Genomic DNA, 25,144 nt, shown 5'->3' on the forward strand with positions numbered 1-25,144 from the left:
CCAGCGCCCCGCGATCGAGCGGCTGATCGACCATGCCAGGTTCGAGGTGGGCTTCGGGGCGTTCGAGGGGGCGGACTTCTCGCACATCGACCTGGTCGTGCCGCTCCGCCTGGAGGAGTTCGCGGCCGCGAAGGAGGCGAATGTCGACCGTCGCCGCGCGGTGCTGCCGGACGCGGCGCTGGTCGATCTGTGCGACGACAAGCTGCTGTTCAACCGGCGGCTGATCGGACTCGGCTTCGGCGACGCGGTCCCGGCGCTGCTCCCGGACGACACGGACCGGTACCCTTTCGTCCGCAAGGCCAGGCGCGGTGATTTCGGGGCGGGCATCCGCATGGTGCGCGGCCCCGCCGACGATGTGGCCATGCCCGACAGCTTCGCGCAGGTCGCGGTGGCGGGGGCGGACGAGTACGTCCTCCATCTGCTGCGCGTCGACGGCGCGGTCCGCTATTCGCTCTGCTATCGTTACGACATGGGCGACCCGCTCGCGATCCGGGGCGGCGCGGCGGCGGCACGGGGGATCCACCCGGCCGACCCGAAGCCGGCCTGGGCCGTCTGCGCGGCCATGCTCGACGCGCTCGGTTTCGAGGGGACGTGCTGCTTCAACTACAAGCTCGAGGACGGTTGGCCGCGCATCCTGGAGCTGAACCCGCGTTTCGGCGGCTCGCTCGTCGGTGACGTCACCGCCTATGTCGCGGCGCATCTGGAGGCGATCGGACAGGGCGCGCTCTTGCCCCTGTCACATCCCGCGCATATCGCCCGCGGGAACAGGGAGAGACCGATGCCGACCGAAACCGAAAAGAACGTCCTCGACCGCGTGCTGGTGCTGGAGATGGTGCGCGTGACGGAGGCCGCCGCGATCGCCGCCGCGACTTTGGTCGGGCGGGGCGACGAGAAGGCCGCCGACGCCGCCGCCGTGGAGGCGATGCGCGAGGCGCTGAACGAGCTGCCGATCGACGGCACGGTGGTGATCGGCGAGGGCGAGCGCGACGAGGCGCCGATGCTCTTCATCGGCGAGAAGGTCGGCTCCGCGCAAGGCATTGGCCCCCGCATCGACATCGCGCTCGACCCGCTGGAGGGGACCACCATCTGCGCCACCGCGGGCCCCAACGCGCTGGCGGTGCTCGCGATCGCGGAGAAGGGCGGGCTATTGAACGCGCCCGACGTGTATATGGACAAGATCGCGGTCGGTCCGGGCTATCCGGCGGGGGTCATCGACCTCGACCGATCGGCCACCGAGAACGTCCGCGCGGTCGCCGCGGCCAAGGGCGTCGAGCCCCGCGACATCATCGCCTGCGTCCTCGACCGCCCGCGCCACGAGGCGCTGATCGCCGAGCTGCGCACGATCGGTTGCGGCATCATGCTGATCGGCGACGGTGACGTGGCGGGCGTGATCGCGACCACCAATCCCGAGACCACCGTCGACATCTACATGGGATCGGGCGGCGCGCCGGAGGGCGTGTTGGCGGCCGCGGCGCTCCGGTGCATCGGCGGGCAGTTCAAGGGGCGGCTGCTGTTCCGCAACGACGACGAGCGCGGGCGCGCGGCGAAATGGGGGGTGACCGACCTCGACAAGCAATACGACCTTACCGAGCTGGCGCGCGGCGACTGCATCTTCGCGGCGACGGGCGTCACCGACGGATCGCTGCTCGACGGCGTCAAGCGGCGGGGGGGGACGATGACCACCGAGTCCGTCGTCATGCGCGCCTCGTCGGGCACGGTGCGCTGGGTCAAGGGCGAGCACCGCATCGGCTGATGCTCGCGGCCCCGCTGCTCGCGCTGGCGGCGGTGCAGATCGCCGCGCGGGTGCTCGGCCGGTCGACGCTCTCGGCGCGACTGTTGCCCACGATGCGGGGTGGCGCGCCCTATCTGGTCTGGGCGCTCCGGCTCTGGCCCGCCTTCGGCTTGCCCGCGCTGGCGGCGCTTCTGCTGCTCGGGCGCGGCGGCGCGGTGGGGAGCATGCCGCCCGAATTCGGTCCCGCCGCGGCGTGGGTGCGCGCGTTCGCGGTCGTGGAGCCCGGGCCGGTGCTGCTCGGCCTCTCGCTCGGCGCGGGGCTGGGGGCGCTGATCGCTTGGTGGCGGTCGCGGCGGGGAGGACGGGTCGCGCATCTCGGCCGTCCGCCGCGCCTGCCGCGCGCGGGCCGGGAACTACCCGCCGCAGCGCTGTTGGCGCTGTCGGCCGGGGTGGCGGAGGAGCTGTATTTCCGCCTCGCGCTCCCGCTCCTGATCGCGCTCGTGTCCGGGTCGGCAACGCTGGGCTTCGGGCTCGCGGCGGCGGCGTTCGGGGCGGTCCACCGTTATCAGGGCCCGGTGGGCGTCGCCGCCACCGGCGCGGTCGCGCTGCTGCTGAGCGTGGTATATCTGGGGAGCGGGTCGTTGTGGCTCGCGGTGCTGTGCCACGCGGCGATCGACCTGAACGCGCTGGTGATCCGCCCCGCGATCGTCCTCGCCATGGGGCGTGGCCGGGCCTAAGCTCGGTCGACGGTTCGTGTCGGGACGCGTCCGGCATGGAATTAGGAGAGCGCAATGCGACTGGGTTGGCTGCCGATTGGCCTGGCGTTGCTGTCACCCGCGGTCGCGCCGGCGCAGGCACCCGCCTTGGCGACCGCGCCGTCCCCCTTCACCGTCCGCGAGGCGATGGTGCCGATGCGCGACGGCGCGCGGCTGCACACCGTCATCCTGACGCCCCGGGACGCGCGCGGGCCGCTGCCCATCCTGTTCAGCCGCACCCCGTATGGCGTCCGCACCGCCGCGCCCGCACGGATGCCCGGTTCGTGGGCGGCGCTGGCGCGCGACGGTTACATCTTCGTCGAGCAGTCGATGCGCGGGCGGTTCAAGTCGGACGGAGCGTTCACCCTGTCTACGGCGGTGGGGCGGGGGCCGACCGACGAGGCCACCGACGCGTACGACTCGGTCGACTGGCTGGTGAGGAACGTCACCGGCAATTCGGGCAAGGTCGGCATGTGGGGGATCAGCTATCCCGGCTTCACCGCAGCCGTCGCGCTAACCAACCCGCATCCCGCGCTCAAGGCCGTCAGCCCGCAGGCGGCGTGGACCGATTACTGGTTGAACGACGACCTGCACCGCAACGGCGCGCTCCGGCTCAGCTACGCGACCGAATGGCTGTACCTGCTCCAGCATGACAAGAACGCCAACGCCGAATTCGCGTATGGCGAGGCGGACGGGTACGACTGGTACCTGAAGGCCGGGCCCGTCGCGACGATCGATCGCCGCGACTTCAAGGGCCAGGTGCCGATGTTCACCAGCCTGCTCGACCACCCCAACCATGACGATTTCTACACGCGCCAGGACTGGTCGCGCGCGCTGGGTCGGACGCGGGTGCCGACGCTGAACGTCGCGGGCTATTGGGACCAGGAGGATCCCTGGGGCAGCTGGCAAATCTACCGCAAGCAGGAGGCGAACGACCCCGATCGCCTGAGCGTCATGGTCGCGGGCCCCTGGTATCACGGCCAGTGGAGCCGGCCGGACGCGAACAGCCTGGGCCGCATCGCCTATGGGGTGCCGAGCGCGGCGCAGTTCCTGGACGAGGTGCAGGCGCCCTTCTTCGCCTGGTGGCTCCACGGGCGCGGCAAGCGGCCCGGCTATGAGGTGAAGAGCTTCCAGAGCGGGTCCTGGACGTGGCGCGACTATCCGCGCTGGCCGGTGCCGGGCACGACCCCGCGCGACCTGTTCCTACGCGCGGACGGCACGCTCGATTTCGGAGGCCCGGGTAAGAAGGATGGGGGGACGGGGTGCCGCTCCTACGTCTCCGATCCGGCCGACCCCGTCCCCTACCGCCCGCGCCCGATCGCGGCGGGCTTCGGCCCGGAATGGCGGACCTGGGAGTCCGAGGACCAGCGTTTCCTGGGCAACCGGCGCGACGTGCTGACCTACGCCGGCGCGCCGCTGACCGAGGACCTGACCGTCACGGGCGAGGTGCTGGCGCGGTTGCGGGCGTCGACCAGCGGCACGGACGGGGACTTCGTGGTCAAGCTGATCGACGTGTTCTCCGACGACTATGTCGCGGCGGACGGCGCGAAGCTCGGCGGCTACCGGTTGCCCGTGGCGATGGAGGTCCGGCGCGGCAAGTTCCTGGGCGGCGGCGCGAACCCCAAGCCCCTCGTCCCGAACCGCGTCATCGCCTGGGACATGTCGCTCCGCGACCACGATCACGTGTTCAAGCGCGGCCACCGGCTGATGGTGCAGGTGCAATCGAGCTGGTTCCCGGTGATCGACCGCAACCCGCAGACCTTCGTCCCCAACATCGCCCGCGCCGCCCCCGGCGATTTCGTGAAGGCGACGCAGCGCGTCTGCGCGGGATCGCGGATCGTGCTGCCGGTGGTCAGTTCTTCAAACGCCAACCCGTCCGGAATATCCACGCGACCGCGCCCAGGCACAGCAGCAGGAACAGGGCGGTCGCGGCCAGGCTGATCTCGACCGCCACGTCGCCCTGGCCGAAGAAGCTCCAGCGGAAGCCGGAGACGAGGTACACGACCGGGTTGAACAGGCTGACCGTGCGCCACGGCTCGGCGAGCATGTCGATCGAATAAAACGCGCCGCCCAGGAAGGTCAGCGGCGTGACGAGCAAGGCGGGGACGATCTGGAGCTGTTCGAACCCGTTCGCCCAGATGCCGATGATGAAGCCGAAGAGGCTGAAGGTGACGGAGGTGAGCAGCAGGAAGCCGATCATCGCCACCGGATGCTCGATGCGGAGTGGCACGAACAGCGCGGCGGTGGCGAGGATGATGAGCCCGAGCGCGACCGACTTGGTCGCCGCCGCGCCGACGTAACCGAGCACCAGCTCGAATGGCGACACGGGGGCGGACAGCAGCTCGTAGATCGTACCGCTGAATTTGGGAAAGTAGATGCCGAACGACGCGTTGGCGATCGACTGGGTCAAGAGCGACAGCATGATCAGCCCGGGGACGATGAAGCTACCGTAATCGACGCCGTCGACCGACTGCATCCGGCTCCCGATCGCGCCGCCGAACACGATGAAATAGAGCGAGGTGGTGAGCACGGGGGTGACGAGGCTCTGCCATAGCGTGCGGAGCGCGCGCGCCATTTCGAACCGGTAGATCGCCCACACGCCGTGCCAGTTGGTCATGATCCCATCGCCTCGACATCCCTCGTCACCCCGGACTTGATCCGGGGTCCCGCTTCTTCTCCCGGGTGCGACAAGAAGAAGCGGGATGCCGGATCAAGTCCGGCATGACGGGGAAGGATGGAGCGGTTCACGCCCGCTCGTCCTCTTTCGTACCCACCAGGTCGACGAAGATGTCCTCCAGGCTCGATTTCGATGTCTCCAGGTCCTTGAACCCGATGCCGAGGTCGGCCAGTTCGCGCAGCAGCGACGGGATGCCCGTGCGCTCGGCCTTGGCGTCGAAGGTGTAGCGGAGCCGGTGGCCCTCGTCGGTGAGCGCGAGATCCCACTCCGCGAGCTCGCCCGGGATCGCCGCCATCGGCTCGGCGAGGGTCAGGTCGAGTTCGCGCTTGCCGAGCTTGGCCATCAGCGCGGCCTTGTCGTCGACCAGCAACAGCTCGCCGCGGTCGATCACGCCCACGCGGTCGGCCATCTCCTCGGCCTCCTCGATATAATGCGTGGTGAGGATCACGGTGGTGCCGCCCTCGCGCAGCCGGTGGACGAGACGCCACATGTCGCGGCGGAGCGCGACATCGACCCCGGCGGTGGGCTCGTCGAGGAAGAGGATGTCGGGCTCGTGGCTCAGCGCCTTGGCGATCAGTACGCGCCGCTTCATGCCGCCCGACAGCTCCATGATGCGGCTGTCGCGCTTGTCCCAGAGCGACAGGTCGCGGAGCACCTGCTCGATATAGCTGTCATGCCCCGACCGCCCGAACAGCCGCCGGGAAAAGGTGACGGTGGCGAGCACCGTCTCGAACGCGTCGGTGGACAGCTCCTGCGGCACGAGCCCGATGCGGCGGCGCACGGCCTTGTAGTCGCGCAGCGCGTCGTGGCCCTCGACGGTAACGGTCCCGGTAGTGGGCGTGACGATGCCGCAGATGATGGAAATGAGCGTGGTCTTGCCCGCGCCGTTGGGGCCGAGCAGCGCAAAGATCTCGCCGCGCCTGATCTCCAGGTCGACGGGCTTGAGCGCGACGACGCCGCTCTTGTAGGTCTTGGAGACGCCCGTGACGGTCAGGATCGCGTCTCTCACCCTTTTCGCCTGGCTTGGGCGATCGCGGCCTGGAGCGTGGCCACCGGCTGCCCGCCGATCAGCAGCTGATCGCCGACCACCCAACTCGGCACGCCCGTGACGCCGAGCTTGCCGGCGGCGTCGAGGTTGCGCGCGATTTCCGCATCCGCCGGACCGTCCGCGGCGGGCACCTGTATGCCGGCCGTCCGCGCGGCGGCGGCGATGGTGGCGGGGGTCACGCGGCCCCCGCCGAACAGCGCGTTGTGGAACGGCGCGAAGCGGTTCCGCTTGGCGGCGGCGAGGCTCGCGCGCGCGGCGTCGCGGCTGGAGGGAGCGAGGATCGGCAACTCGCGGAACACGACCTTCAGGTTCGGGTCGCGGCGGATCAGCTCGCGCACGGCGGGCAAGCTGGCGCGGCAGATGCCGCAATTATAGTCGTAATACTCGACCAGCGTCACGTCGCCCTTGGGATTGCCCATGAACGCGCCCGCATAAGGGCGGGTGACCGCGTCGCCCGCCGCCGCCACCGCACGTCCCTGCTCGCGCGCCTGCAGCCGTCCCATCGCCTCCGGGATGATCTCCGGGTTGCTGAGGACATATTCGCGCACCACGCGCTCGATCCGCGCGCGCTCGGTCGGGGGACCATTCACCGCCCACATCGCGCCCGCGCCCGCGCCAGCCCCGACCAGCGCGACCACCGGTATAAGCCAGCGGTTCACCGGCTCTTCTTGCGCTGCTCGACGGCCGCGTCGGCGGAGGTCATGGCGATGTCCTGCGCCCTGATCCAGTCGGCGGAGTTCGCGGGGATGTTCGCCATCGCATAGCGCGCCGAGGCGACGGCGGTGCGCGCGTCGCCCGTCATGCTCGCCCGCTCGGCGGTGGCCAGCGCGGCGCGCGCGGTATCGCCCGACAATTCGTACACCGTGCCCAGCTGGTACCAGGCGAACGGGTTGCGGTCGTCGCGCCCGATCGCGCCGCGCAGCACGCGCACGGCCTCGGGATAGTTGCCCTTGTCCTCCGTCGCGATCAGCGCATGGCCGAGCGTGGTGGTGATCAGCGGGTTGTCGCGTGATCCCTCGGCGGCGACGCGCAGCGGCCCCAGCGCCTCGCGTGGGCGGCCGGATTCGAGGAGGATCTGACCCTTCACCTCCAGGAAATAGGGATCGGTCGGCTTGGCCGCCACCAGCGCGTCGGCTTCCGCGTTCGCCTTGTCGGGGTAGCCCGCCTTGTGCCAGGCGTAAGCACGGGCATAGCGGGCGTAGATCGTCTTGTCGGTCTCGGGATAGGCCTGGAGCGTGGCGTCGGGCTTGTTGGTGTAGCCCGCCAGCTTGGCCTTGACCCGCTTGAACCGCTCCTCGAGTCCCACGTTGAGCGGCGCTCCCCAGGCTGGCGAGCTCTTGAGCGTGTCGGTGAGGTTGGCCACGCGCTCGCTCGACACCGGATGGTCGAGCATGAAGCTCACCTTGCGCGTGATGCCGTAGCGATATTCGAGCTGCTGGAGCTTGCCGAAGAAGGACAGGTAGCCGCGGCCCGACACGCCCGCCGCGGTCAGGTACTTGGCCCCGGCGGCGTCGGTCGACGCCTCCTGCTGGCGCGAGAAGGCGAGGTAGTTGCCCATCGCCGCCTGCTGCCCCGCCGCCAGGATGCCCGCGCCCGCCTCGCCGCCACCCGCCGCGATCGCGGCGAGCCCGAGCACCATGGTCAGGAGCGAGATGCCCGTCGCGCCCTTCATCATGCGGTCGCCCAACGGCACGTGCCCGCCGGTGATATGCCCGATCTCATGCGCGATCACGCCCTGAACCTCGTTCGCGGTGTCGGCGTTCTGAAGCGTGCCCGAATGGACGTAGACGACCTGCCCGCCCGCGACGAAGGCGTTGATCGACTCGTCGTTGATCAGCACCACCTTGACGTCGCGCGGGTTGAGCCCCGCCGCCTTGATCAGCGGCGCGGACATCTCGGCGAACAACGCCTCGGTCTCGGCGTCGCGCAGGATCGACTGCGCGGCGAGCGGCTGAACGACCAAGGCCTGGGCGAGCAACGATGTCGCGACGGCGACGGCGGTGACTGGACGCTTCATGCGACACCCCGAATAGGACGGCTGGACCCCGCGTCCATAGCCTACGCTGGTTTAAGAACTCCAGGGCCGGCCGCCCGCGCGGGCCGGGCTCCATCGCCGAGGCCGCGTGAACTCGACGTGAAGCCCGGTGGTCACGCGCCGCCCCTCATGTGCCGCCCCTCATGCGCCGAACGTCCGCTGCCACCAGCCGCGGCGCGGCGGGCCGGCGTCCTCGGCCGCAGGTGCCTCGGCGGGGTCGACCGCGCCATCGTCACCCACTTCCAACGCGGCCCTCTCGACATCGTTCGCCGGGGCCGGAGCGGATGCGGTCGCCGGGGCCGGAGTCGGGGCGGTCGCGGGCGGGTCGCCCGCGTCGCCTGCCGCCCTGCGGCGCGGCGCGCGGCGCTTGGGCTTCTCGGCCTCCATGTCCGCTTCCGCGACCGGCATTTCCGGCGACGCTTCCGGCGGCGTCGCGGCGGGCGCGCCCTCGGTGGTCGTCTTGCGACGCGAGCGCTTCGGCTTGGGGGCGGGCTCTTCCACCTCCGTTGGCGCTTCCGGCTCGACGGCGGCCTCCCCGGCCACCGGCTCGACCTCGGTCGTCACGTCGACCGCGCGCTTGCGGGCGCGGGGGCGGCGCTTGGGGCCGGGCTCCGCGTCGGCCTGCGACGCGGCCAGGGCTTGGGCGTCGACCTCCGCCAGGATCAACGGGCTGACGATGTGGCCCGCATCCGCCGCCTCGATCGGTTCCGCCGCCGGACCGATATCGGCCGCGTCGTCCCGCTCGGCACCGGTCGCGACCGCATCCAGTTCGTCGGTCGCACCGTCGCCCGCATCCTGGCCGGACGGCGCGCCCATCGCGTCGCCGCCCCCGATCTCTCCGCCCTCGCTACGCCGGCGACGACCGCCACGCCGTCCACGCCGACGACGACCCTCTCCCGTCTCCGCGACGGGCGCTTCCGCGACCTCGGCGACGCTCTCGGGCACGTCGGCGGTGTCGAGCGGCTCGCCCTCGAACGCCTCGTCCTCAACATCGCCGACGATCGCATCCTGGTCGCCCGGCTTGGGCTCGTCGCGCTCGTCGGGGCCCCGGCCGCGCCGACCACGCCGCCGACGGCGCTTGCCGCGACCTTCTCCGCCCTCCTCGCGGTCGCGCCGGGGCTGACGCACCTGGCGCTCTTCGCTACGGGCCTCGACCACCTCATCCTCGACCTCGGGCTCGATCTCGTCGATCTCCTCGGGCAAATCGTCGTCCAGTTCCTGGATCGGCGCCTCGAAGCGCGGGGCGTGCGCGGGCGGCGGGCCGGACGCCTCCACCGACATGCGCGCGCCCTCCTCCTCGCGGTCGGGGAAGATCTCGACGGATACGCCGTAGCGGTCCTCGATCTCCGCGATGTCGGCCCGCTTCCGGTTCAGCACGTAGATCGCGGCCTCCTGGCTCGCGCGCAGCGTCAGCAGCGAGCCGCGCCCGCGCGCGGCCTCGTCCTCGATCAGGCGCAGCGCGGACAGCCCGGCCGACGAGGCAGTGCGGACGAGCCCGGTGCCCTCGCAATGCGGGCAGCCGCGCGACGATGCTTCCAGCACGCCCGTGCGCAGCCGTTGGCGGCTCATTTCCAGGAGGCCAAAGCTCGAGATACGGCCGACCTGGATGCGCGCGCGGTCGTTCTTCAATGCGTCCTTCATCGCCTTCTCGACTTTCCGGACGTTGGACCCGTTATCCATGTCGATGAAGTCGATGACGACGAGCCCGGCCATGTCGCGCAGGCGCAGCTGGCGCGCGATCTCGGCGGCCGCCTCCAGGTTGGTCGCTGTCGCGGTCTGCTCGATATTGTGCTCGCGCGTCGATCGGCCGGAATTGATGTCGATCGACACCAGCGCCTCGGTCGGGTTGATGACGAGGTACCCGCCCGATTTCAACTGCACCACCGGGTGGTACATGGCCGCCAGCTGGTCCTCGACATGCGCGCGCTGGAAGAGCGGGATCGGGTCCGAGTAGTGCTGGATGCGCCGCGCGTGACTGGGCATCAGCATCTTCATGAACTCGCGCGCCTGGGCGTAGCCTTCCGCGCCCTCGACCACGATCTCCTCGATATCGCGGTTGTAGATGTCGCGGATCGCGCGCTTGATCAGGTCCGAGTCGCCATAGACGAGCGCGGGCGCGGCGGATTCGAGCGTCTTCTCGCGAATGCCGTCCCACAGCCGCGCCAGATAGTCGAAGTCGCGCTTGATCTCGACCTTGGTCCGCTGGAGCCCGGCGGTGCGGACGATGCAGCCCATCGAGGGCGGCAGCTGCAACTCGGCCATGATCGACTTCAGGCGCTTGCGGTCGGCGGCGTTCGAGATTTTCCGGCTGATGCCGCCGCCATGCGACGTATTGGGCATCAGCACGCAATAGCGGCCCGCCAGCGACAGATAGGTGGTCAGCGCCGCGCCCTTGTTGCCGCGCTCCTCCTTGACGATCTGGACGAGCAGCACCTGGCGGCGGCGGATGACGTCCTGGATCTTGTAACGCTGGCGAAGGCTCGAGCGACGCTCGCGAAGCGCCTCGACCTGCGGATCACTCTTCGACTTGCCGCGTCGCTTGCGCCGACCGCCCTCGGGCTGTTCGCCTTCGCCGTCGGCATCTTCGCCCGGTACGTCCTCCGCATCGTCCTCGTCGTCGCCATCGAGATCGTCGTCGCTCGCGGCTTCGATCGATTCGGCGTCCTCATCCTCGTCATCGTCGAGGTCCGCCAGGAGCGCGGCCTCCTCGGCGGCGTGCTCGGCCTCCTCGCGGAGCAGTGCCTCGCGGTCCTCCTTGGGGATCTGGTAATAATCCGGATGGATCTCCGAAAAGGCGAGGAAGCCGTGCCGGTTGCCGCCGTAATCGACGAAGGCCGCCTGCAGCGACGGTTCGACGCGGGTCACCTTGGCAAGGTAGATGTTACCCTTGAGCTGCTTGCGCTCGGCGGACTCGAAGTCGAACTCCTCGATCCGGTTCCCTTGGACGACGGCGACGCGGGTCTCTTCCCGGTGGCGTGCGTCGATCAGCATACGCGTGGTCATTGATGGATCTCCACGCGCGCAGGCCGCTTGCCGTTCCGGGTGGAGCCGGGGGCCGCGCGCGATGTGGGGCGGCGGGCAGGGGCCCGGCCGCTGGGTTGGACGATGCGTTCGCCCCCGACGCACGGCGGAGCCTGGGGCTCCGCTGCTCCCCGACCGCGCGCCCGCCGGCCGGAGCCGGGCGGGGGTGCGAAAGGGGATGATGCGTCATGTGGGCGAAAACCTGAATGGCGGGACGTGTAGGCACGCCCGCGCCGCAAACGACCGGCGGAGGTTGTCGCGGGCGAATGCCGCGCGTAACGCACTGGTCGACATGTTCCGCTAGCACCGCAGACGCCGCATCGCAACTGGTGGAAGGTCGCCGCTCGGTCGCTACGAGCCTGCCGCGTCGGAAACCGCGCGAAGAGGCTCCTACGTTATTTCGCTGGACCGACGGAGGGGACCCGTTTCACTGTCGCCCCGTGCCGCTGCCCATACTCCTGCTGGCCTGGTTCCCGCCCAGTCTGATCCCCGCGGCGGCGCGCGTGCCCAGGTACAAGGTCACACAGGCCGTTCCAGCCGCCAAGCGCGTGGCACTTCCCGAGGTGCGCGGCGACGACGACCGCCCGTTAGTGGTGATCGATGCGGGGCATGGCGGCGTCGATCCCGGCGCGGTCGGGCCGGATGGGCTGCGCGAAAAGGAGCTGACTCTCCGCATCGCCCGGGAGATCCGCGACGGGTTGCTGGCGGGCGGACGCGTCCGCGTGGCGTTGACGCGCGACGACGATCGCTTCCTGGTTCTGCGCGAACGGTACGGCGTCGCCCGGCGGCTTAAGGCGAACCTGTTCATCTCGGTTCACTGTGACGCGGCGGCCGCGTCGACCGCGACCGGCGCGTCGGCCTACACCTTGTCCGAGGTCGCCTCCGACAAGGAGGCCGCCCGCCTCGCCGCGCGCGAGAACAAGGGAGACGTGATCGCGGGCATGAACCTTGGCCAAGCGCGCGGCGACGTGTCGTCGATCCTGATCGACCTGGCCCAGCGCGAGACGATGAACCTGTCCGCGAGCTTCGCGCGGTTGCTCGGCCGCGAGGCCACGCCGCTGATGCCCGTCAAGGCGAATTTCCACCGCATGGCGTCGCTGATGGTGCTGAAGGCGCCCGACATGCCGAGCGTGCTGTTCGAAACGGGCTATATCTCGAACCCCGTCGACGCCGCGTTCCTGGCGAGCGACGATGGCCGCGACCGCGTCGCCCGGAGCGTCCGCCGCGCGGTGGAGGCGTACTTCGCCAGGCGTATGGCCGCGCGGTGACCTCTTTCCCTGTCCGGGGCAGAGAGGAGGACGCCACTTCCCCGCCCCGCCGAACCTGCTAGATAGCGTCGCTTGTAACCATGGCGTCCCGAACTCCCCCCATCGCCCGCCCGCCGCTGACCCGTTTCCTCGACGGGGCGGCGGTTTTCCTGCGCGCCGCCTGGAGCCGTCCCTGGGTCCGCTGGCTGACCTACCTCGCCGCGCTCGGCCTCGTTTCCCTGGTCGCGCTCGTGATCGCGGTCGGGCGGGGCCTGCCCTCGGTCGATACGCTGCGCACCTACGAACAGCCGCTCCCCACCAACGTGCGCGGCGGCGACGGCGCGCCCGTCCATTCCTACGCCCGCGAGCGTCGGGTCGAGCTGTCCTACGCCGAGTTCCCGCCGCTCCTGGTGAACGCCTTCCTGGCGGCGGAGGACCGGACCTTCTTCGAGCATGGCGGCGTCGATTATCCCGGCATCGTCTCCGCGCTGATCAGCAACCTGCGCAGCGACGGGCGCCCGATCGGCGCGTCGACGATCACGCAGCAGGTCGCCAAGAACCTGCTCCTCACCAACGAGGTGAGCTACATCCGGAAGGCCCGCGAGGCCATCCTCGCCTACCGGATCGAGGACGCGCTCTCCAAGGAGCAGATCCTGGAGCTGTACCTGAACGGCATTCCGCTTGGCCGGCGCACCTTCGGCGTCCAGGCGGCGGCGCGCGCCTATTTCGGCAAGGACGTGAAGCAGCTGGACGTGCAGGAGGCGGCGTTCCTCGCCATCCTGCCCAAGGCGCCGGAGACCTACGGACGCGCGCGCAACGCCGAGCGGGCGATCGGACGTCGCAACTTCGTGTTGTCGGAAATGGCGCGCAACGGCTTCATCACGCCCGCGCAGGCGAGTGTCGCCAAAGCCGAGCCGCTCGGGCTGCTCGCCCCGCAGCAGGCCCGGCTCGACCCTGTCGGGGGGTATTTCGTGGAGGAGGTGCGTCGCCAGTTGATCGGCAAGTTCGGCGAGAATTCCGAGAGCGGGCCGCACAGCGTCTATGCGGGCGGGTTGTGGGTGCGCACCTCGCTCGATCCCAGGCTCCAGGGCTATGCGCAGGAGGCGCTGCGCGACGGCCTTCTCCGTTACGCGCGCGGGCGCGGGTGGTCGGGGCCGATCCGGAACGTGGAGGTCACGCGCGACGACTGGCTCCAGCCGTTCGTGGGCACCAACATCGCGCTCGATCACAAGGATTGGCGCGCGGCCGTCGCCATCCAACGCGAGGGGAACGCCTGGGCGATCGGCTTCGCGAACGGCGCGACCGGGACGCTTCCCGCCGAAGCCGCGAGCATGCCGCCCGTCGGTAAGGGCGGGACCGCGTTCGCCGCCATCAAGCCCGGCGACATCCTGGCCGTCGCGCCCGAGGGGGGCGCTTTTTCGCTCCGGTCGGTGCCCCGCGTGTCGGGCGGCTTCGTCGTCGAGGAGCCCGCGACGGGCCGCATCCTGGCGATGCAGGGCGGGTTCGACAGCCGGCTGCAATCCTTCAACCGCGCCACCCAGGCGCTCCGCCAGCCGGGCTCGACGATCAAGCCGATCGTCTATTCCGCCGCGCTGGAGCGGGGCATGACGCCGTCCACCATCATCGTCGACGGGCCGTTCTGCGTCTATCAGGGCGCGCGGCTGGGGCAGAAATGCTTCCGCAATTTCGACGGCGGCGGCTCCGGCCCCCACACGATGCGGTGGGGCATCGAGCAGTCGCGCAACCTGATGACGGTCCGCACCGCCTCGCAGGTCGGGATGCCGCATGTCGTCGCCACGATGAAGCGCATGGGGCTGGGCACCTATTCCCCGTTCCTCGCCAACGCGCTCGGCGCGGGCGAGACCACCGTCGCGCGCATCGTCAACGCGTACGCGATCCTGGCGAACCACGGGCGCGGCGCCGAGCCGACCGTGATCGATTTCGTCCAGGACCGGCGCGGCAAGGTGATCCTGCCCGAGCGGTGGCGGCCGTGCGACGGCTGCGACGCGCGCGACTGGAACGGCCGCGCCATGCCGCGCCCGCCCTCGAACCAGCGCCAGGTGATCGACGCGCAGACCGCGTTCCAGATGGTCCACATCACCGAGGGCGTGATCCAGCGCGGCACCGCCACCACGCTTCGCGACCTCGACCGCCCGATCTTCGGCAAGACCGGGACGACTTCGGGTCCGACCGACGTGTGGTTCATCGGCGGCACGCCGCAATTCGTGGGCGGTCTGTATGTCGGCTACGACCAGCCGACGAACCTGGGCGGCGTTCAGGGCGGCACCTTCGCCGCGCCGATCTTCAAGCAGTTCGCGGTCAAGGCGTATGAGGGCCTGGAGAAGAAGGTGTTCCGCGCGCCCGCCGGCATCCGCATGGTCCGCGTCGATCGCGGATCGGGCCGCCCCGTCTATGGCGCCTGGCCGACGGGCGCCGATCCGAAGCCCGCCGTGATCTGGGAAGCGTTCAAGCCCCAGGCCGAGGAACGCCGCGCCCGCCGCCGCACCGGCCCAGCGACGATCGCCGCGCCCGCCGCCACCCGTCCCACCACCGGGCCCAGGCGCGCCGAGCGGCGAGAGGACAGCGACTTCTTGCAAAGAGAGGGCGGAATCTACTAGCGCCCTTATATGCAACCCGTCACCCCGGCCTTGAGCCAGGGTCCCGCTTCTTCCTGCGGCGGGAAGGGCAAAAGCGGGACCCCGGATTAAGTCCGGGGTGACGAGGATTTCGAGAGGTTCCCCTTCCATGCGCGCCGAAGCGCAGGCCCATATCGACCAGATCGACGACGCGTTGGCGTTGCTCCGCCGCTTCCTGAACTGGGACCAGGCGTTACGCCGCCTCGACGAACTCAACGCGCGCGTCGAGGACCAGGCGCTGTGGAGCGACCCGAAGGCCGCGCAGGCGGTCATGCGCGAGCGCCGCCGCCTGGACGAGGCGATCACCGCCACCCGCACGATCGAGCGCGAGCTGTCCGACACCGCCGAGCTGATCGAGATGGCCGACGCCGAGGGCGACGTCGCGATGGCCGACGAGGGCGTGGCCGTCCTGGCGGAGCTCGCCGAGCGGGCGCAGCGCGACAAGGTCCAGGCGCTGCTCGCGGGCGAGGCCGACGGGAACGACACCTATATCGAGGTAAATGCCGGCGCGGGGGGCACCGAGAGCCAGGATTGGGCAGGGATGCTCAGCCGCATGTATTCGCGCTGGGGAGAGCGCCACGGGCTGAAGGTCGAACTGGTCGACCAGCATTCGGGCGAGCAGGCCGGGATCAAGTCGGCGACCCTGCTGCTGAAGGGCGAGAACGCCTATGGCTACGCCAAGACCGAGAGCGGGGTCCACCGCCTCGTCCGCATCAGCCCCTACGATTCGGCGGCCAGGCGGCACACATCGTTCGCCAGCGTCTGGGTGTATCCCGTCGTCGACGAGAATATCGAGGTCGAGTACAACGAATCCGACCTGCGCATCGACACCTACCGCGCGAGCGGAGCCGGCGGGCAGCACATCAACACGACCGACTCGGCGGTGCGCATCACGCACATGCCGACCGGCATCGTCGTCCAGTGCCAGAACCAGCGATCGCAACACAAGAACAAGGCCGAGGCCTACAACCAGCTCCGCGCGCGCCTGTACGAGCGCGAGCTGGCGATTCGCGAGCAGGCGGCGAGCGCGGAGAATGCGGCCAAGACCGACATCGGCTGGGGTCACCAGATCCGGTCCTACGTCCTTCAGCCGTACCAGATGGTGAAGGACCTGCGCACCGGCGCGATCTCGACCAGCCCTAGCGACGTACTCGACGGCGATCTCGACAAGTTCATGGCCGCCGCCCTGTCGCAGCGCGTGACGGGCGAGAAGGTCGAGGTGGAGGACGTGGATTGAGGCGCGCCGCGTCACCCCTGTTCCGTCATGCCGGACTTGTTCCGGCACCCATCGTCGCGCGTACCCGGCAAATGGTGCGTTGGGACAACGATGGACCCCGGAACAAGTCCGGGGTGACGGAAGGTAGGAAGACCCGACCAATGCTCGCTTTGCTGCTCGCGCTCGCGGCCTGCGATGGCTCCGCGCCCCTCATCGAACGCAAGGCCAAGACCCCCGCCTTTCCCGCCGCCGATCGCCCCGTCGCCAGCATCGTCTCGTCGCGCTGGTCGACCGAGGAAGCGCGCGACCGGGTGAACGAGGCGGGGCGCGTGACCAAGCTCGCCGACATCAAGCCCGGCATGACCGTCGCCGACATCGGCGCGGGCGAGGGTTACTATACCGTCCGCCTCGCGCGCGCGGTGGGCAAGGAGGGCCGCGTCGTCGGTCAGGACATCATGCCCGCCGTCCGCGACCAGCTCGCCGAGCGCGTCGCGCGCGAGCGGCTGGCCAATGTCAGCGTGCGGCTGGGCGAGCCCGCCGACCCCAAGCTGCCCGCCAACAGCTTCGATCGCGTGATGATGGTCCACATGTATCACGAGATCGCGCAACCTTACGAATTCCTGTGGCGGCTGCGCCCGTCGCTGAAGCCCGGCGGGCTGGTGGTGGTCGTCGACGCCGACCGCGCCACGCAGAATCACGGCACCCCGCCCGCGCTCCTTCGCTGCGAGTTCGCCGCGACCGGCTACGAGCAGGCCGGCTTCACGCCGATGCCGGGCGCGGGCGGCTATGTCGCCACGTTCCGCGCGGTGGGTGCGCGGCCGGAGCCGGGCGCGATCAGGGCGTGTCGAGTGCAGGGGTAGGAGCAGCGGCCTCACTCCCCTCCGTTCGCCCTGAGCTTGTCGAAGGGTCGTTCTTCTTTCTGGCGAGCCCTGAAATCCGGCTCCAGTCGTTTCGGATCAATGCCATCTTCTTGGCCCGGCTCCAGCCCTTGATCCGGCGTTCGGCCTCTAGGGCCTCAAGGCGCGTCGGGAACTCTTGGCACCAGACGAGCGTGACGGGAAACCGGTCGCGCGTGAAGCCTGGGGTAGCGCCGCTCTGGTGGGAGCCGACCCGCGCCTCCAGATTGTCGGTTTGCCCGGTGTAGAACTGCCCGCCGCGGCAGTGGAGCATGTAGGCCCAGAATGTCATCGGGCCGGAGGGTAGAAGGAAAGACGACCCTTCGACAAGCTCAGGGCGAACGGGGAATTGGTGAGCCAATGGTCTCAAAATCCCGTTCGTGCTGAACTTGTCGAAGCATCGTCCTCCTTGCCGTTGGTTCGAACCAGGACGATCTTTCGGTATGGCCGTCATGGCCGCCTGTTCAGGGCCGACGCGAGAGGGCTGTCATCGCGGGCATCTCCCGCTAAGCCCCCGCCCATGACCGACCACGCTCCCGATCCCGCGCTGCTCGCCAAGGCGGAGACGTTGACCGAGGCGCTGCCGTATCTACAGCGTTACGCGGGCAAGACCTTCGTCGTGAAATACGGCGGCCACGCGATGGGCGATCCCGAACGGCAGCGCGACTTCGCCGAGGACATGGTCCTCCTGAAGGCGGTGGGCGTGAACCCCGTCGTCGTCCATGGCGGCGGACCGCAGATCGGGTCGATGCTGAAACGCCTGGGCGTCGAATCGCGCTTCGTCGACGGCCTGCGCGTGACCGACGCGGAGACCGCGCGGATCGCGGAAATGGTCCTGGCGGGGTCGATCAACAAGGAGATCGTTGGCTGGATCGGTGGCGCGGGCGGCCGCGCGGTCGGCATTTCGGGCAAGGACGCGAACCTCGTCACCGCGCGGAAGGTCGGCGCGCGCGAGCCCGACCGCCTTCAGGGGATCGAGCGTCATGTCGATCTGGGCTTCGTCGGCGAGCCGGTCGCGGTCGACCGGCGCATCCTCGACTCGCTGATCGCCGACGGCATCATCCCCGTCATCGCGCCGATCGCGACCGGGCGCGACGGCCACACCTACAACATCAACGCCGACACCATGGCGGGGGCGATCGCGGGCGCGATCGGCGCGGCGCGGTTCTTCCTGCTGACGGACGTGGCGGGCGTGCTGGACAAGGACGGCGAGCTCCTGACCGACCTCGATCCGGCGGCGATCGCGGCCCTGCGCGCCGACGGCACGATCACCGGCGGGATGATCCCCAAGCTCGACACCTGCGTCGCCGCGGTCGAGGCGGGGGTGGATGCCGCCGTCATCCTCGACGGCCGCGTGCCGCACGGGATGCTGCTGGAGATTTTCACCCGGCGGGGCGCGGGAACGCTGGTGCGTGCCGGGCAAGGGGTGGTCGGTTAGGCGTATCGTCCCTATAGGACACCCGACACCCCGGAGCCCCACACTTGATCTACCTTCTGCAAATCGTCCAGTTCGTGCTAACCGTCGTCTGGTGGATCATCATCGTCCAGGCGATCCTGTCGTGGCTGATCGCGTTCAACGTCATCAACACCTCGAACAACGCGGTGCGCCAGATCTGGATGGCGCTCGAAAAGATGACCGATCCCATCTATCGCCCGATCCGCCGGGTGCTCCCCGATTTCGGCGCGCTCGACCTGTCGCCATTGGTGGTGCTCCTGCTCGTCGGGCTGCTCGACCGGTTGGTCACCACCGCGATCATCGGACAAGTCTCCGTCGGCGCGATCTGACGTGACCGCCGCGCTGATCGACGGCCGCGCGCGGGCCGCTTCCTTGCGCGCGGCCGTCGCCGACCAGGTCGCGGGGTTCACCGCGCGGGCCGGACGCGCGCCCGGCTTGGCGGTGGTGCTCGTCGGCGAGGACCCGGCCTCGTCCGTCTATGTCCGCGCCAAGGGCAAGGCGACCGCCGAGGCCGGGATGCGCGGTCTCGAGCATCGCCTGCCCGCCGACACGCCCGAGGCCGATCTCCTCGCGCTCGTCGATCGCCTCAACGCCGATCCGTCGGTCGACGGCATCCTCGTCCAGCTGCCCCTTCCGCCGCACATCGACGCCAGCCGCGTCACCACCCGCATCGACCCGGACAAGGACGTGGACGGCTTTCACCCCGTCAATGCCGGGCGGTTGGCGACGGGGCTTCCCGGCTTCGTCCCCTGCACCCCGCTCGGCTGCCTGATGCTCCTGCGCGGGGTGAGGGGACACCTGAGCGGCCTGGAGGCGGTCGTGGTCGGCCGTTCGAGCATCGTCGGCAAGCCCATGGCGCAGCTCCTCATCGCCGAAAGCTGCACCGTCACCGTCGCGCACAGCCGCACCCGCGACCTCGCGGACCATCTTCGCCGCGCCGACATCGTCGTCGCCGCCGTGGGCCGCCCGAACATGATCCGGGGCGAGTGGCTGAAACCCGGCGCGACCGTGATCGATGTCGGCATCAACCGCACCGGGACCGGGCTGGTCGGCGACGTCGACTTCGCGAGCGCCGCCCAAGTCGCGGGCGCCATCACCCCCGTCCCCGGCGGCGTCGGCCCGATGACGATCGCCTGCCTGCTCCGCAACACGCTGATGTCCGCCGCCCGGCGCGAGGGCGTCGCGATCGACCTGTCATTGTCCTGATCCGCCGATGATCGAGCTGTTCGTCTCCGCGTTCCTCACCTTCTTCGTGGTGATCGATCCGCCCGGCTGCGCGCCGATCTATGCCGGGTTGACCAAGGGCGTGGCGGCCGGGCACCGCCGTTCGATGGCGGTTCGCGCGGTGTTCTACGCCGCCTGCATCCTGCTCGTCTTCGCGTTGTTCGGCGAGGACCTGCTGCGCGGCCTCGGCATCGAGCTTGCCTCGTTCCGGATCGCGGGCGGGATCATGCTGTTCCTGATCGCGCTCGAGATGGTGTTCGAGCGCCGCACCCAACGCCGCGAGGACCGCGCCGCCCAGGTGGCCGCCGACCATGTCGAGGACGTGTCGGTCTTCCCCATGGCCATGCCGATGATCGCCGGGCCGGGATCGATCGCCAGCGTCATGCTGCTGATGGCCCGGAACGAGGGGCTCGATCGGTCGCTCGTGATCCTCGCCGCGCTCGCCTCGATCCTGCTCCTCACGCTCGCGGCGCTGCTGGCGGCGGGGCCGATCATGCGGCTGCTCGGCGCGCGGATCGAGGCGGTGATCACCCGGCTGCTCGGCGTGCTCCTGGCCGCGCTCGCGGTGCAGTTCGTGATCGACGGGTTGCAGGACGGCCTTCGCTAGCCGATCCGGAACAGCCGGAACGGCGAGCCGCGCGGTAGTGGTAGCGGCTGAAGCCACCCGAACCGCTCCCCCTTCGCCAGCCGATCATAGAACCCGCCCGAAGCCCGCGCGCGATAGACGGTCGATTCGGGCATGTTGGGGCACACCAGCAGCATCGTCGCCCCGTGCCGCCGCATGATCGCGCGCGCCTCGGCCGGGGAGCGCCGGAAGGCGTGATGCACGTCGAGGATCGCGTCGCCGTTGCGGTGATACGGCCCCGCCACCGCGCTATGGTGCGTCGTGGCGATCAGCCGCGGCCCCAGATCGACGAAGGTGAACATCACCTGCGCCGGATAACGGTTCAGCTTCTCGAGCTGCGGCAGCGCGTTGCACCGCCCGCTCGATCGGTTGACCACCCGCGCGTTCGGCGAGGGCCGATCGACCGGCAGATACTTGATCACCAGCCCCGCGAACAATCCCGAGACGCCCAGGAACGCCCCCACCGTCCCGAACACCCGCACCGGCAGCAGCGGATGCCGCAGGCACCAGGGCAATATGATCCAGGCGAGCGCGGTGACGCCGGGCAGCGCCAGCAGCTGAGCCGCCGGCCCCGCGCGCGCCTGCCACAGCATCATCGCGCACGCGAACGCGGTGAACAGCGCGACCGCGGCCCAGCCCACGGCCCGCGGCCCGCGCCTTGCCCGCCAAGCCGCGAACAGGGCACCCGCAAGCCCGATCAGCGGCAATGTCACGATCGGGAACGCCGTGCGGAACGGATGGCGAAAAATCGGCTTGGCCTCGCGCACGTTGTTCAGCCAGACGCGCGCGAGTTCGTCGGACACCTGCTCCGGCCGCGTCAAGCATTGCGGGAACAGCAGCGCGAAGCCGACCGCGATCACGGCCCCCGCCGCGACCGCGAGGCCCAGCCGGACCGCCCGCGACGCCGGGTCCGCCCGCGCGAGCAGGAACAGCAGCGCCCCCGCGACCACCACCGCGCTCAGCCATACGGGCGTGAGCGCGTCGCAGCGGAGCACCCGGTTCGCTTCCGACGCGAACAGCGCGAAGCCGATCGCCGCGCCCCCGCCCAGCGTCAGCGCGTACCCTTGCAGCCGCACCGCCTCCGCCCGGTCCCAAACCCAGCGGAGCGCGATGATCGCGCCCGCCATGGCGGCATAAGGCAGCAGCTCGAGCCCGATCGTCAGCGATAGCGCGCTCGCGCCGCCGACAAGCAAGCCGCCGCGCGCCTGCCGGGGATCGCACAATCCCGCCACCGTGACGCCCAAGCAGGCGAGCTGCCACCCGTGATGATCGATCCGCATCGGCATGAACATCAGCATCGTCGCCGCCGCGCCCGGCAGCAGCACCAGCGCCAGCGGCCATGCCCCCGGCGCGACCAGTCGCCTGACCGTCGCCACCAGCGCGACCATCACCACCGCCAGCGGCAGCAGCGGCGCGATCCCGCACGCCCAGCGCTCGGCGATGGGACGGGTCGTGAACTGGTCGAGCAACAGGATCAGCCCCGCCAGCGGCAGGTCGACGACGCGGCTCCAATGGATGTCGAAGCCGCCCGGCGGGTTCAGCCGATATTGCCGCAGGTCGAACCAGCCTTGCCCGTCCAGCAGCGCGCGGACCTGCATCAGGCGCATGTTGTCGTCGGTGTCGCCCAGCGCCAGCCAGCGTATCTGCCCCGACCGGTCCCACAGGTACCACAGCGACGACAGGCCCCACACGACCAGCGTCATGCGTAACCAGGAGCGATCGACCAACGCCGCCCATTCGGCCATGCCGCTCCCGTGACCCGCCGAACCCGCTTCCTTCACACCACCACCCGCCATATGACGCCCCGCTCTATAGCGGGGCGCGGGTGAGGCAAGGGTGGCGACGACGGACAAGCGCATGGGTGAGTGGCGGCGGTCGGAGGTGGTCGGGCAGCTGATCCGCTACGCGCTGACCGGGCTCGCCGTGACCGCGCTCTATTCCGCGATCTACTGGCCGCTCGCTACCTATGCCATGAACCCGAACGTCGCGGTCGCGATCGCGTTCGTCCTCGCGACGCTCGTCGGCCGGGTCGCGCACGGCCGCGTCAGCTTCCGCGGCCACGGATCGCGCGGGGAGGGGACCGCCTACCGATTCTTCGTCGTCTCCGCGCTCGGCTTCGTGCTCAATCAGCTCTTCACCTGGGCGCTCGTCACCGGGCCGTTCCTCAACGGCCCGACCTGGTGGCCGCTAGTCCCCGCGCTGTTCGTGACGCCGCTCGCGACCTTCGCGCTCAGCCGTCTTTGGGTCTTCAGATAAGGATCACCCGCATGGACCGCGTCGTCTATGATCGCATGGCCGCGCACGACTCCACCCATTGGTGGTACCGGGCCCGCCGCGACATCCTCCACGACTATCTGCGCCGCTATGGCGACCTGCCAGGCGACGCGCGCATATTGGAGATCGGATGCGGCACCGGGCACAACCTGCCCATGCTCGCCCGCTTCGGCCGGGTGGACGCGATCGAGATCGATCCCGCCGCGGGGAAGATCGCCGGCGAGCGGCTGGGCCGCCCGGTCGGCGACGCGCCGCTGCCCGAACTTCCCGGCATCCCGCCCGGCAGCTACGACCTGATCGCCGTGCTCGATGTGGTCGAACACATCGCCGACGATGTGGCCGCGCTCCGCGCGATGGGCGAGCGGCTGAGGCCCGGCGGCAAGATCCTGATCGCGGTGCCCGCGCATCAGTGGCTGTGGAGCGCGCACGACGTCGTCAACCACCACCATCGTCGCTACGGCAAGCGCACGCTGACCGCCGCGATCGAGCACGCCGGGCTGAAGCCGGTGCGAATGCGCTGGTTCAACTCCATCCTGTTCCCGCTCGCCGCCGCCGCGCGCATCGCGGGCAAGCTGACAGGCCGCGACGACAGCGACGACTCGCCGCCGCCCCGGCCGCTCAACAAGCTGTTCGAGACGATCTTCCGCCTCGAGCGTCACCTGGTCGGCAGGGTGCCGATGACGCCGGGGGTGTCGATCGTCACCCTCGCGGTGCCGTCCGGCTCTTCGGCCAAATAGCCGAGCGTCGCGGTCCCTCGCACCGACCCCGCGACGTCGGCCACCAGATAGAGCGGTCGCCGTTTCGATTCGACATATAGCCGCCCCAGATACTCGCCGATCATCCCAAGCACGAACATCTGCACCGCGCCCAGCAGCACCACGACCAGCATCGTCGACGTCCAGCCCTGGACCGCGCTGCCGGTCAGGAAACCGATCGCGATATAGATGAGCAGCAGCAGCGACGCCGCCGTCAGCGCCAGCCCGACATGGCTCGCGAACCGCAAGGGCGCGGTCGAGAAGCCGGTCACCGCGTCGAAAGCGAGCCGGATCATCCTGCCTAGCGGATAGTTCGTCTCCCCCGCGTGCCTGCTCGCCCGGTCATAGGGCAGCGGCACCTGCCGGAACCCGATCCACGCGACCATGCCGCGAATGAACCGCGCCTGTTCCGGCATCGCCAGGAACGCGTCGAGCGCGCGCCTGCTCATCAACCGGAAGTCGCCCGTGTCCAGCGGGATGGGCGTGTCGGTCACCCGGTCGAGCAACCGATAGAACAAGGCGGCGGTCGCCCGCTTGAACACCGTCTCCCCCTCGCGCCGTCGCCGCACGGCGTACACCACGTCGGCTTCCCGCTCCGTCATCACCCGCCGCATCTCGCCCAGCAGCTCGGGTGGATCCTGCAGGTCGGCGTCGATGATCAGCACCTGCGCGCCCGAACACAGATCGAGCCCGGCGGTCAGCGCCAGCTGGTGCCCGTGGTTGCGCGATAGATTGATCGCCACCAACCGCGGATCGCGCGTGGCCAACCGCCGCATCACCGCCCAGCTGTCGTCGCGCGACCCGTCGTTGATCAGCAGGATCTCGTGATCCTCCCCCACCGCCGCCCGTGCCGCCGCCGACACGCGGGCGTGGAGCATCTCCAGGCACGCCGCCTCGTTATAGCAGGGGATCACGACGGACAGGGCGGGACGGTGCATGGCGCGTCCGTCTAGCCCCGCCCGCCGCCATGCGCTACCTTGCGGGCGAGGAGTTGGCCGATGGCGACCGTGATCAATAAGGAGGAGGCCTATGCGCATCTGGTCGACGTGGTCGACCGGGCGATGGGCGGTGAGGAGATCGTCATTGCACATGCCGGCGAAGCAAAGCTCCGGCTTGTGCCTGTCGACTCGGTTCCTGACGCGATCGGCATTCGTCAATCCGGCCGTTATGCGGGACAATTCCAGATTCCGGACGAGGCGTTCGCCTCGCTGACGGATAAAGAGCTGAAAGACTGGGGCTATTAAGCGATTGCTGCTCGACACGCATGCGCTCGTCTGGTGGTACCTGAAACCTGACCGCCTAGGCGACGAGGTCAGGCGTGAGATCGCCGACAATGCTAATGCCGTCTCGATCAGCGCGGTGAGCGGTTTCGAGATCGCGCTCAAGCACTGGCTCGGCAAGATGCCGGAAGCTGGCCCGTTGATCGCCAACTTCCGACCTTGGGCGTCTCGCGAAAGGTTCAGCCTGCTCAATATCACATTGGAGCACGCCTTGGCTGCAGCGCGACAATCAGGATGCGAGCGCAGCGACAATCAAGATGAGAATCG

The 25,144-nt window shown here is 69.7% G+C and carries 23 protein-coding genes; 15 read left to right on the top strand and 8 right to left on the bottom strand.

The genetic code is table 11. From position 1 onward, the window contains the following. Nucleotides 1–778 precede the first annotated feature (778 nt). From glpX to ACFE71_RS06265, 3 genes are read left to right on the top strand one after another with little or no spacing between them, the layout of a single operon-like run. On the top strand, nucleotides 779–1,753 hold the full coding sequence (gene glpX / locus ACFE71_RS06255) for a class II fructose-bisphosphatase (RefSeq protein ID WP_375427970.1): 975 nt from the start codon (nucleotides 779–781) through the stop codon (nucleotides 1,751–1,753). Beyond that, nucleotides 1,753–2,469: a CPBP family intramembrane glutamic endopeptidase gene (locus ACFE71_RS06260; protein ID WP_375427948.1), complete on the top strand. Its 717-nt coding sequence runs from the start codon at nucleotides 1,753–1,755 to the stop codon at nucleotides 2,467–2,469. The genes glpX and ACFE71_RS06260 overlap by 1 nt, the downstream gene beginning before the upstream one ends. Before the next feature lie 54 nt (nucleotides 2,470–2,523). Next, nucleotides 2,524–4,428, top strand: a complete 1,905-nt coding sequence (locus tag ACFE71_RS06265) for a CocE/NonD family hydrolase (RefSeq protein ID WP_375427949.1) — start codon at nucleotides 2,524–2,526, stop codon at nucleotides 4,426–4,428. On the opposite strand, the gene ACFE71_RS06270 is transcribed toward ACFE71_RS06265, so the two are convergent. The 5 genes from ACFE71_RS06270 to ACFE71_RS06290 all read right to left on the bottom strand — a co-directional run bounded on the left by ACFE71_RS06270 (nucleotide 4,340) and on the right by ACFE71_RS06290 (nucleotide 11,250). Continuing rightward, nucleotides 4,340–5,104, bottom strand: a complete 765-nt coding sequence (locus ACFE71_RS06270; RefSeq protein ID WP_375427950.1) for an ABC transporter permease — start codon at nucleotides 5,102–5,104, stop codon at nucleotides 4,340–4,342. The two genes, ACFE71_RS06265 and ACFE71_RS06270, sit on opposite strands and share 89 nt — an antisense overlap. A 127-nt stretch (nucleotides 5,105–5,231) precedes the next feature. Further along, the gene (locus tag ACFE71_RS06275; protein WP_375427951.1) at nucleotides 5,232–6,173 is read right to left on the bottom strand and encodes an ABC transporter ATP-binding protein; all 942 of its coding nucleotides are present in this window, start codon (nucleotides 6,171–6,173) and stop codon (nucleotides 5,232–5,234) included. Beyond that, on the bottom strand, nucleotides 6,170–6,871 hold the full coding sequence (locus tag ACFE71_RS06280; protein WP_375427952.1) for a DsbA family protein: 702 nt from the start codon (nucleotides 6,869–6,871) through the stop codon (nucleotides 6,170–6,172). The genes ACFE71_RS06275 and ACFE71_RS06280 overlap by 4 nt, the downstream gene beginning before the upstream one ends. After that, a complete protein-coding gene (locus tag ACFE71_RS06285; RefSeq protein WP_375427953.1) occupies nucleotides 6,868–8,229 on the bottom strand; it encodes a M48 family metalloprotease in 1,362 nt (453 codons plus the stop codon). Before ACFE71_RS06285 ends, ACFE71_RS06280 begins: the two co-directional genes overlap by 4 nt. A gap of 159 nt (nucleotides 8,230–8,388) precedes the next feature. Continuing rightward, nucleotides 8,389–11,250: a ribonuclease E/G gene (locus ACFE71_RS06290; RefSeq protein WP_375427954.1), complete on the bottom strand. Its 2,862-nt coding sequence runs from the start codon at nucleotides 11,248–11,250 to the stop codon at nucleotides 8,389–8,391. Between the two features lie 458 nt (nucleotides 11,251–11,708). Here ACFE71_RS06290 and ACFE71_RS06295 point away from each other — a divergent pair, with 458 nt between their 5' ends. From ACFE71_RS06295 to ACFE71_RS06310, 4 genes are all read left to right on the top strand, one after another. Then, nucleotides 11,709–12,536 (top strand): N-acetylmuramoyl-L-alanine amidase, encoded by an 828-nt coding sequence (locus tag ACFE71_RS06295; RefSeq protein ID WP_375427955.1) that lies wholly within the window; start codon nucleotides 11,709–11,711, stop codon nucleotides 12,534–12,536. 80 nt (nucleotides 12,537–12,616) lie between these two features. Then, nucleotides 12,617–15,133 carry a penicillin-binding protein 1A gene (locus tag ACFE71_RS06300; protein WP_375427956.1) on the top strand — a complete coding sequence of 839 codons (2,517 nt, stop codon included), beginning with the start codon at nucleotides 12,617–12,619 and terminating at the stop codon, nucleotides 15,131–15,133. A gap of 127 nt (nucleotides 15,134–15,260) precedes the next feature. Continuing rightward, on the top strand, nucleotides 15,261–16,388 hold the full coding sequence (gene prfB / locus ACFE71_RS06305) for a peptide chain release factor 2 (protein ID WP_375427957.1): 1,128 nt from the start codon (nucleotides 15,261–15,263) through the stop codon (nucleotides 16,386–16,388). A 140-nt stretch (nucleotides 16,389–16,528) separates the two neighbouring features. Next, nucleotides 16,529–17,227 carry a class I SAM-dependent methyltransferase gene (locus tag ACFE71_RS06310; RefSeq protein WP_375427958.1) on the top strand — a complete coding sequence of 233 codons (699 nt, stop codon included), beginning with the start codon at nucleotides 16,529–16,531 and terminating at the stop codon, nucleotides 17,225–17,227. Here ACFE71_RS06310 and ACFE71_RS06315 read toward each other — a convergent pair. Next, nucleotides 17,202–17,555, bottom strand: coding sequence for a GIY-YIG nuclease family protein (locus tag ACFE71_RS06315; protein ID WP_375427959.1), 354 nt, complete (start codon nucleotides 17,553–17,555; stop codon nucleotides 17,202–17,204). The two genes, ACFE71_RS06310 and ACFE71_RS06315, sit on opposite strands and share 26 nt — an antisense overlap. 228 nt (nucleotides 17,556–17,783) lie before the next feature. Here ACFE71_RS06315 and argB point away from each other — a divergent pair, with 228 nt between their 5' ends. The 4 genes from argB to ACFE71_RS06335 are packed head-to-tail and all read left to right on the top strand — an operon-like array spanning nucleotide 17,784 to nucleotide 20,550. Continuing rightward, nucleotides 17,784–18,701: an acetylglutamate kinase gene (gene argB, locus ACFE71_RS06320; protein ID WP_375427960.1), complete on the top strand. Its 918-nt coding sequence runs from the start codon at nucleotides 17,784–17,786 to the stop codon at nucleotides 18,699–18,701. Nucleotides 18,702–18,745: 44 nt separating this feature from the next. Further along, nucleotides 18,746–19,048 carry a YggT family protein gene (locus tag ACFE71_RS06325; RefSeq protein WP_375427961.1) on the top strand — a complete coding sequence of 101 codons (303 nt, stop codon included), beginning with the start codon at nucleotides 18,746–18,748 and terminating at the stop codon, nucleotides 19,046–19,048. Nucleotide 19,049: 1 nt separating this feature from the next. Then, complete coding sequence (gene folD, locus ACFE71_RS06330; RefSeq protein ID WP_375427962.1) at nucleotides 19,050–19,925, top strand: bifunctional methylenetetrahydrofolate dehydrogenase/methenyltetrahydrofolate cyclohydrolase FolD; 876 nt, start codon at nucleotides 19,050–19,052, stop codon at nucleotides 19,923–19,925. 7 nt (nucleotides 19,926–19,932) lie between these two features. Beyond that, nucleotides 19,933–20,550 carry a MarC family protein gene (locus ACFE71_RS06335; RefSeq protein WP_375427963.1) on the top strand — a complete coding sequence of 206 codons (618 nt, stop codon included), beginning with the start codon at nucleotides 19,933–19,935 and terminating at the stop codon, nucleotides 20,548–20,550. Here ACFE71_RS06335 and ACFE71_RS06340 read toward each other — a convergent pair. Then, a complete protein-coding gene (locus tag ACFE71_RS06340) occupies nucleotides 20,547–22,313 on the bottom strand; it encodes an AcrB/AcrD/AcrF family protein (protein WP_375427971.1) in 1,767 nt (588 codons plus the stop codon). The two genes, ACFE71_RS06335 and ACFE71_RS06340, sit on opposite strands and share 4 nt — an antisense overlap. A gap of 91 nt (nucleotides 22,314–22,404) precedes the next feature. Between ACFE71_RS06340 and ACFE71_RS06345 the strand changes: the two genes are divergently transcribed. Both ACFE71_RS06345 and ACFE71_RS06350 read left to right on the top strand, forming a co-directional pair. Continuing rightward, on the top strand, nucleotides 22,405–22,824 hold the full coding sequence (locus tag ACFE71_RS06345) for a GtrA family protein (RefSeq protein WP_375427964.1): 420 nt from the start codon (nucleotides 22,405–22,407) through the stop codon (nucleotides 22,822–22,824). 11 nt (nucleotides 22,825–22,835) lie between these two features. Then, nucleotides 22,836–23,579, top strand: a complete 744-nt coding sequence (locus tag ACFE71_RS06350; protein ID WP_375427965.1) for a class I SAM-dependent methyltransferase — start codon at nucleotides 22,836–22,838, stop codon at nucleotides 23,577–23,579. On the opposite strand, the gene ACFE71_RS06355 is transcribed toward ACFE71_RS06350, so the two are convergent. Continuing rightward, nucleotides 23,498–24,535, bottom strand: a complete 1,038-nt coding sequence (locus tag ACFE71_RS06355; RefSeq protein WP_375427966.1) for a glycosyltransferase family 2 protein — start codon at nucleotides 24,533–24,535, stop codon at nucleotides 23,498–23,500. The two genes, ACFE71_RS06350 and ACFE71_RS06355, sit on opposite strands and share 82 nt — an antisense overlap. 60 nt (nucleotides 24,536–24,595) lie before the next feature. Between ACFE71_RS06355 and ACFE71_RS06360 the strand changes: the two genes are divergently transcribed. Beyond that, nucleotides 24,596–24,841, top strand: coding sequence for a type II toxin-antitoxin system Phd/YefM family antitoxin (locus ACFE71_RS06360; RefSeq protein WP_375427967.1), 246 nt, complete (start codon nucleotides 24,596–24,598; stop codon nucleotides 24,839–24,841). Between the two features lie 4 nt (nucleotides 24,842–24,845). Next, the coding region (locus tag ACFE71_RS06365; protein ID WP_375427968.1) for a type II toxin-antitoxin system VapC family toxin at nucleotides 24,846–25,144 on the top strand (299 nt) is incomplete at its 3' end.

The organism is uncultured Sphingomonas sp., assembly GCF_964237155.1.
Taxonomy (GTDB): Bacteria; Pseudomonadota; Alphaproteobacteria; order Sphingomonadales; family Sphingomonadaceae; genus Sphingomonas.